Origin of the sequence: Microbulbifer aggregans, assembly GCF_020524005.1 — a bacterium.
In the GTDB taxonomy this organism is placed as follows: Bacteria; Pseudomonadota; Gammaproteobacteria; order Pseudomonadales; family Cellvibrionaceae; genus Microbulbifer; species Microbulbifer aggregans_A.
The window spans coordinates 1-5,577 of sequence record NZ_JAIVKK010000020.1 but is presented as its reverse complement, the minus strand read 5'-3'; the positions used below and the strand labels follow the sequence as shown (position 1 = coordinate 5,577).

Sequence of the window (5,577 nt, the reverse complement as noted above, 5' to 3'; positions counted from 1 at the left end):
AGGTCTTTGCCTTCACGCAGCGCCTTGATCGCGGCATCCATATCGAAAGTTGGTTTGGTCATGGGTCATCTCTTTTCGGTCAATGGTAAAGAAATGACACAGAATTCTGAACACTACCAAAGTCGGTCTATGCCCACCCAGGAACCAATCTGCTTCTATCATTAGGTTCTCTTTTGCCAGCCTCTTAAAACAAGAAATATTGTTTTCATCTAGGTCGATTATCTTCAAAATATCCTGGCACTGACTGTTCCACCCCACATTGAAATAATTTTCGCTCGTGTAGAACGGGGCTAAAGACTCTTCATTGTTTTCGAATAGGTCTGTAATAGATACTTCTTTAGCCTTAGGGGTTTCTAATAAATACAAGATCCCTTTTTCTTCACTTAACTTAAGCACTTGGCTTTCTCCACGTATGAGAAGGTGTATTTTCAGATTCTATGTGTAATCAATCGGCGTGCATGAAAAAAGACATAGCTTTACCTGGGCAGATACCAGAAGTAAACATGCTACATGATCGGTTTTGGGATGCGACGCCGGGCGTACTTCTTCGGGTTGGCCAGAAAATCGTGCTTAAACGCCTTTAGTGTTTTCTTGCCTTTCCGCGCCTGCATGGAAATCAGGCTTGCGAACACTGCCGCAGAGACCGACTTTATATCCGGGCTCAGTAGGGCTGTGGGTATGGAGAAAAATGCACTAAAACCAAATAGAACCGCCGAAATTTGATGGCTCAGCAACGACCGGTTGATTTCTTCGTACTTGCGCCCAACTTCAGCTATCCCTGCCGACTTTCTCATTATTCTTTACCATGCAGGTTCAGCGTCCAGCGGTGGTTCGCCAGATTCTTCCTGTTTGCCATTGCTGTAATATCGCGCTGTGGTCACTTTTTACTTTTATATAGCCCCAATATTGTGCCGATGGAAGTGCCCAGCCCTCCACCGATTGCTATCCCGCAACCTATTCCGACACCGATATTCTGAATATACATGCCAAATGCCACACCCATTGAAATCCCCAGGGCGAGCCCGATGGAGATTCCCCAGCATACATAGAATGTGTAAATGTCGTTATTGTTTTTACTCATAAATGTCTCTGTGTCTGATACTACGTCTGCGGGGCAGTGACGTGGCGGCATAGTCGCGAATCGCCCCGGAGTTATTGTTCACGTAGCTCAAAGGCGCCAATTAAGATCTTCGGTAGCTGACCGATTCACTGGCTAAATTCCTGTTCGGGACTTACTGAGCATGCTTCTGTTGGTTGGGTTTCATTGGAGCGATCCACAATCCAGCAATCGCCATAAATTGAACAGTAACAAAGTTCGATTTCTATACCTTGATCTACGGTCAGAACTTCTTTGATGAGTTCTCCCTTGTACTTTACAGGGGTGACGGTTTTCCCTGTTGGCAGCGTAATATTGCCGATATGAGACTGGGTAATATTTTTGAATTCTGGTAATTCAGACCACTTTTTTAAAAACTGGTCTCCTGAGCTGACTTTTGCATATTTTATAATGGCGGGCCCCGTGCCGCTATTTGAAACGCCGTAGCTGAAAGACTCATTGCTATGGCTTCTGAATATTTCAACTCTTGGCCATACCGAGGCCTTCGCGTAGGCGCGGTCAATGTAGGCGGAATAGATAGAAATGGTTGCAGTGATTAAACCCATAAATAGTGCGGTTAGTGCGACTAGCATTTCGGGGTTTCGGTACCATTTTTGTTTTTGCATTCACTTACTCCTTTAAAACGAGTGATGCTGAAATTTTTTAACTCTGTGCTCATGGGCGGCTTGTTTCGTGTGTTTTATGCGCAACAGTGGAGCGTAGAGACGACGTGTAAAGTCTACAAAGGAAATCGCCCGAATACAGCGATTTTTTACGTATTTTTTCTGTGCTCCGCCAATGCGTTCTCGATAGTAAGCCTAACCGTCACAGAAATGAATAGAATGATGCCAATGATCGTAGGGAACCCAAATTTTGGTTCATTAACTAAAGGAGGAAGGGTAAAAAGACCAATTATAATCAAGGCAATATTCGTAACATGGAATTTAACCGACGCCTGCTTGATAGCCTGCCACCGTATGGCTAAAACCACAATTACAATGAAAAGTCCCCAGGCAATGTTTTGAGCCCATTTCGTAGTGATGACCGCCTGGTAAAAATATATATATACAAACATACCCGAAAGTGAAAGAACCGCTTCCCTTCTATCTGCGCCTGGCTCTGCGAACTTATCCCATACGATTCTCCATGTAGATCCGGGCTCCTTTTCTAGCTTTGTAACTCTATAAGCTATGAATGGGATGCTTAGAGGAGCAGCCAAAATCACAAGAATTAATCCAGTTGCTAGAATGAAGTCGATCATGGCCTATACAAAACGCGGTGCTCAGCTGCCAGAGGTCAGTTGCAGTGCCCTGTTAGTTCCTTCTTTGCGAAAATACTTGATAGCCAAGTAAAAAATAAAATTCCGACCATGTCAGCAGTGTAATCATATATATCTAAAGTTCTTGTTGGCATAAAATGCTGGCTTAACTCTTCCACTGTGACAAAAACAAAAACAGCAGAAGTGCCCCAAAAAACATTTATTTTACCCAGTTTGAACACCTTAAATTTACTGGCAAAGTTAGCAAGTAAAGTGAGTATGCCGAATAAGCCAAGATGCCCAAACTTATCTCCATACGGGATTAAGCGTACAAGATCAAAAAAAATGCTTTGTTGCCCAGTATTGGCCAAATAAATTACCCAGATGATAAAAATAAAAAAGCAACTGGATATTGTTATTAATTTATGCATAATTTTTCCCTGAGCTTATAAATATTCTCAGGTATCCTATCAGTAGGAGAATACTCATTTAGAGGCTATGCCTCCTTTCCCCTTAAAAGCTCATCCTTAAGATGTTTGAATTTCTTTGGAAACACAACAACACCTAGAATAAATAGGATTCTACCTGCAAACGTAGAATTCTTGTTGCCCCACATGAATGCCTGAAGTTTTAGCTCTTCAGTAACTGTTGTTCCGTATCCTAGAAGTGCGTGATAAGCATCATGAGCTTCATATTTAGGAAGATAGCCAAGATTTCTTGAGTCAAGGAACTCAAAAAGGCATCTTCCAAAAGTATCGCTTTCCATCACTTCTAGTTCAGATAAAGTAAACGGCCAAGCTGGAGGGTTCCTGAATAAGTTCAAGAGCGGAACGCTTGCCTCGATACATTTGACGATGATTTTATGTTTCATAACAATTTAGCGCCGCGCTCAGCCGCGGACAATTTTGGGCGCTCTATGCGCAATAATGGGAGTGCAGCGGCCGCGCATGGTTAGAAATGGTGCCCCTTGGTATGAAGGAGCTCGAGTACATCTCCATGCCCACTCAGCAAGCTAGACAGCCTTACTTTATTACCGGACTGAAAACGTAGAACGTACCAGTTTGCAGTAGCATTAAATTTTATACTTACAAGATTTTCCCAGGCTTCGATTTTTCTCCCAGTCCAAGGAGTATAAAAATTGATACCCTCAGCATCAAAACTACCGCCAACCTTAAAGTACTCCCCAAAACAATATACCGCAGCGAAGCCAAACCCGAAGATTAAACCAATTATCGAATAAAGATCGCTTCGACGAATCCAAGTATCTTCATCGTAGATGAATTCCCAAATCGCAAGCCCAACAAATAAAAGACAACACCATGCCAGGACAGCAAGGAATGTTCCATATTTAAGCTGTCCCTCTACTTTCGTGTTTCTGACATTTTTTGAGATATATGTGCATAGGGCTATCGAAGCTATACCACCTATTAACCCGGAAACTACCGAAGAATCCATTGTTTTCCTTAATTTTTAGCGCCGTGCTCAGCGGCGGCTTGATTTGGGTGATTTTTGAACGAAAATAGGAGCGCAGCGACTGTGCAAAAACGCACAAAGTATGACGTCGGTTGCAGCATTTTGTTAGCTGCGTTTTAGCTCCTGATTGCTGACATCGAAGTACGGCGCGACATACTCAGCTTTATAGCTAGGTTCGAGATGCAAAACTCTATTGTAGTTTTCAATAGCACTCTCGATATTTCCAAGTTCATGGTGCGCTCTTGCTTTCCACCAAACGCCCATCACTAAATTTGGGCGGCTTTCTAACTCAGACTCACAATGTTGTAGTAGCTCAGTGTACTTTTGTTTCTCAAAATAATTATAAGCTTTGTCACGCCATCTAGATTTCCATAGAGCATGGAAATTTATTGAAATTTGAGAAATCTTCTTAATCATTGAGAACGATATATATATGAATATCGCGACCGATAAATAGTTCAGCGTTGACTGAATCTGTTCCAACCGATCAATAATTTCTGTTTCCATAGTTAGATCTATATCTTAATCTTACAGATAACGCCCGCAGCCGGAGCAAACTGCCTGCGATTGTTAGCAGTTGGCCGATAGCACTCTCTGGATGAAGGGCCATTTACCTTGCGTATACCCTTCTCTATCAAAAGCCAACTCCTTTGCGAGCCGCTGTTTTAAGAAGCTATATTCTTCTGCGATACGTTTATTGCTCCTAAGAATGTCTCTGAACCTAACCCGCTCTAGCCATAGATCACTTTTATACGGAATAAGATGCAAATGATGTGTTCTACGATCCGGCGTAGGTTTACAGAACCAGTGCATTAATTCAGGTTTATACGGGTAATAGCAATAACCATTTCTTGAAAGCACGTCGATCGCGCCGGCAGAGCTTGCAAGGTCTTTAACTCCAAACATGATATCTACGATCGGTTTTGACAGCATGCCCGGAACTGCCGTACTCCCAACATGCTCGATTGTTCCAGATAGCCAATCTCCGATTTTCTCTTTGAGAAAAGATCTTTCTTCTTCGAAAGATGTAACCCAATCTTGATTGTATTTTTCGAGCTCTACTTTCATGCTGGTTACTTATGACTGCTAACGCCGTTCCTCTGCTGCGCTTTGTTAGCACCGCTACCTGAAAAATTTTAATTAATAAACCACAGGAACGATTGTTACCTTTTCAACCGAACCAGTTTTAACCTCTGACTCTTTGTTCCCGGATTCTGATTCGATCCAGAAAGTAGCTAAACTTCCACTTCTTTTGGCCTTTAACACGTATGATTTCCCTGTCTCTGCCCATAGCTCAGTATTTGATTCAAGCACGTAGTGAAAAGTGTTTTGAAAGCCTACTTTTTGAGCAGTCGTTTTTTCTGGTGTAAATACAACTCTTATACCAATGTCTCTCTTTCCTGGCGAAACTGGAAAAATTGCCTCAATTGGCGCCGTCCAGGGACCAGGGCGAAGCCTTTTCCCATCGACTGATGCAAAGATGAGGGAAACACCACCATCTGTCTTTTCTCGACCATTTACTAGCACACCGTTTTCGGTTCTATCAATTGCAGGGTTCGTAGAACATCCACTAAGCGCCACTAATATCAGCAAAAATAATTTCGTTTTCATTGATTGTTCCAAATTAGTACTAACGAGCCTGTAGAAAAACGACTTCCGTCGTCGCCAACTTTTGGTCCTTTCTGATTATTTTGATGCGCTCAGGATTTAAGCACACTTCTTTAACATAATCACACTTGTGCGTACTTTC

Annotated in this window: 11 protein-coding genes; all 11 read right to left on the bottom strand. The window is 42.5% G+C overall.

Features of this window, described 5'->3' with window-relative positions; all coding sequences use genetic code 11:
* Positions 1 to 12: 12 nt before the first annotated feature.
* The 11 genes from LC093_RS20005 to LC093_RS19955 all read right to left on the bottom strand — a co-directional run bounded on the left by LC093_RS20005 (position 13) and on the right by LC093_RS19955 (position 5,438).
* The gene (locus LC093_RS20005) at positions 13 to 396 is read right to left on the bottom strand and encodes a hypothetical protein (RefSeq protein ID WP_226669210.1); all 384 of its coding nucleotides are present in this window, start codon (positions 394 to 396) and stop codon (positions 13 to 15) included.
* Positions 397 to 506: 110 nt separating this feature from the next.
* A complete protein-coding gene (locus LC093_RS20000) occupies positions 507 to 794 on the bottom strand; it encodes a hypothetical protein (RefSeq protein WP_226669205.1) in 288 nt (95 codons plus the stop codon).
* Between the two features lie 83 nt (positions 795 to 877).
* Positions 878 to 1,081 carry a hypothetical protein gene (locus tag LC093_RS19995; RefSeq protein WP_226669202.1) on the bottom strand — a complete coding sequence of 68 codons (204 nt, stop codon included), beginning with the start codon at positions 1,079 to 1,081 and terminating at the stop codon, positions 878 to 880.
* A 125-nt stretch (positions 1,082 to 1,206) separates the two neighbouring features.
* Positions 1,207 to 1,722: a hypothetical protein gene (locus LC093_RS19990; RefSeq protein ID WP_226669198.1), complete on the bottom strand. Its 516-nt coding sequence runs from the start codon at positions 1,720 to 1,722 to the stop codon at positions 1,207 to 1,209.
* 146 nt (positions 1,723 to 1,868) lie between these two features.
* A complete protein-coding gene (locus tag LC093_RS19985) occupies positions 1,869 to 2,357 on the bottom strand; it encodes a hypothetical protein (protein ID WP_226669194.1) in 489 nt (162 codons plus the stop codon).
* Positions 2,358 to 2,392: 35 nt separating this feature from the next.
* The gene (locus LC093_RS19980; RefSeq protein WP_226669191.1) at positions 2,393 to 2,785 is read right to left on the bottom strand and encodes a VanZ family protein; all 393 of its coding nucleotides are present in this window, start codon (positions 2,783 to 2,785) and stop codon (positions 2,393 to 2,395) included.
* 65 nt (positions 2,786 to 2,850) lie between these two features.
* Positions 2,851 to 3,225, bottom strand: coding sequence for a ubiquinone biosynthesis protein COQ4 (locus LC093_RS19975; protein WP_226669189.1), 375 nt, complete (start codon positions 3,223 to 3,225; stop codon positions 2,851 to 2,853).
* Positions 3,226 to 3,305: 80 nt separating this feature from the next.
* Positions 3,306 to 3,809 carry a hypothetical protein gene (locus LC093_RS19970; RefSeq protein ID WP_226669187.1) on the bottom strand — a complete coding sequence of 168 codons (504 nt, stop codon included), beginning with the start codon at positions 3,807 to 3,809 and terminating at the stop codon, positions 3,306 to 3,308.
* A gap of 123 nt (positions 3,810 to 3,932) precedes the next feature.
* A complete protein-coding gene (locus tag LC093_RS19965) occupies positions 3,933 to 4,334 on the bottom strand; it encodes a hypothetical protein (protein WP_226669184.1) in 402 nt (133 codons plus the stop codon).
* A gap of 63 nt (positions 4,335 to 4,397) precedes the next feature.
* Positions 4,398 to 4,895: a GrpB family protein gene (locus LC093_RS19960; protein ID WP_226669181.1), complete on the bottom strand. Its 498-nt coding sequence runs from the start codon at positions 4,893 to 4,895 to the stop codon at positions 4,398 to 4,400.
* 72 nt (positions 4,896 to 4,967) lie between these two features.
* The gene (locus LC093_RS19955) at positions 4,968 to 5,438 is read right to left on the bottom strand and encodes a hypothetical protein (RefSeq protein ID WP_226669179.1); all 471 of its coding nucleotides are present in this window, start codon (positions 5,436 to 5,438) and stop codon (positions 4,968 to 4,970) included.
* Between the last annotated feature and the right edge of the window lie 139 nt (positions 5,439 to 5,577).

Excerpts from the sequence above, each read along its gene's own strand:
- LC093_RS20000 (WP_226669205.1), bottom strand. The coding sequence starts at position 794 with ATGAGAAAGTCGGCAGGGATAGCTGAAGTTGGGCGCAAGTACGAAGAA.
- LC093_RS19995 (WP_226669202.1), bottom strand. The coding sequence starts at position 1,081 with ATGAGTAAAAACAATAACGACATTTACACATTCTATGTATGCTGGGGA.
- LC093_RS19990 (WP_226669198.1), bottom strand. The coding sequence starts at position 1,722 with ATGCAAAAACAAAAATGGTACCGAAACCCCGAAATGCTAGTCGCACTA.
- LC093_RS19985 (WP_226669194.1), bottom strand. The coding sequence starts at position 2,357 with ATGATCGACTTCATTCTAGCAACTGGATTAATTCTTGTGATTTTGGCT.
- LC093_RS19980 (WP_226669191.1), bottom strand. The coding sequence starts at position 2,785 with ATGCATAAATTAATAACAATATCCAGTTGCTTTTTTATTTTTATCATC.
- LC093_RS19975 (WP_226669189.1), bottom strand. The coding sequence starts at position 3,225 with ATGAAACATAAAATCATCGTCAAATGTATCGAGGCAAGCGTTCCGCTC.
- LC093_RS19970 (WP_226669187.1), bottom strand. The coding sequence starts at position 3,809 with ATGGATTCTTCGGTAGTTTCCGGGTTAATAGGTGGTATAGCTTCGATA.
- LC093_RS19965 (WP_226669184.1), bottom strand. The coding sequence starts at position 4,334 with ATGGAAACAGAAATTATTGATCGGTTGGAACAGATTCAGTCAACGCTG.
- LC093_RS19960 (WP_226669181.1), bottom strand. The coding sequence starts at position 4,895 with ATGAAAGTAGAGCTCGAAAAATACAATCAAGATTGGGTTACATCTTTC.
- LC093_RS19955 (WP_226669179.1), bottom strand. The coding sequence starts at position 5,438 with ATGAAAACGAAATTATTTTTGCTGATATTAGTGGCGCTTAGTGGATGT.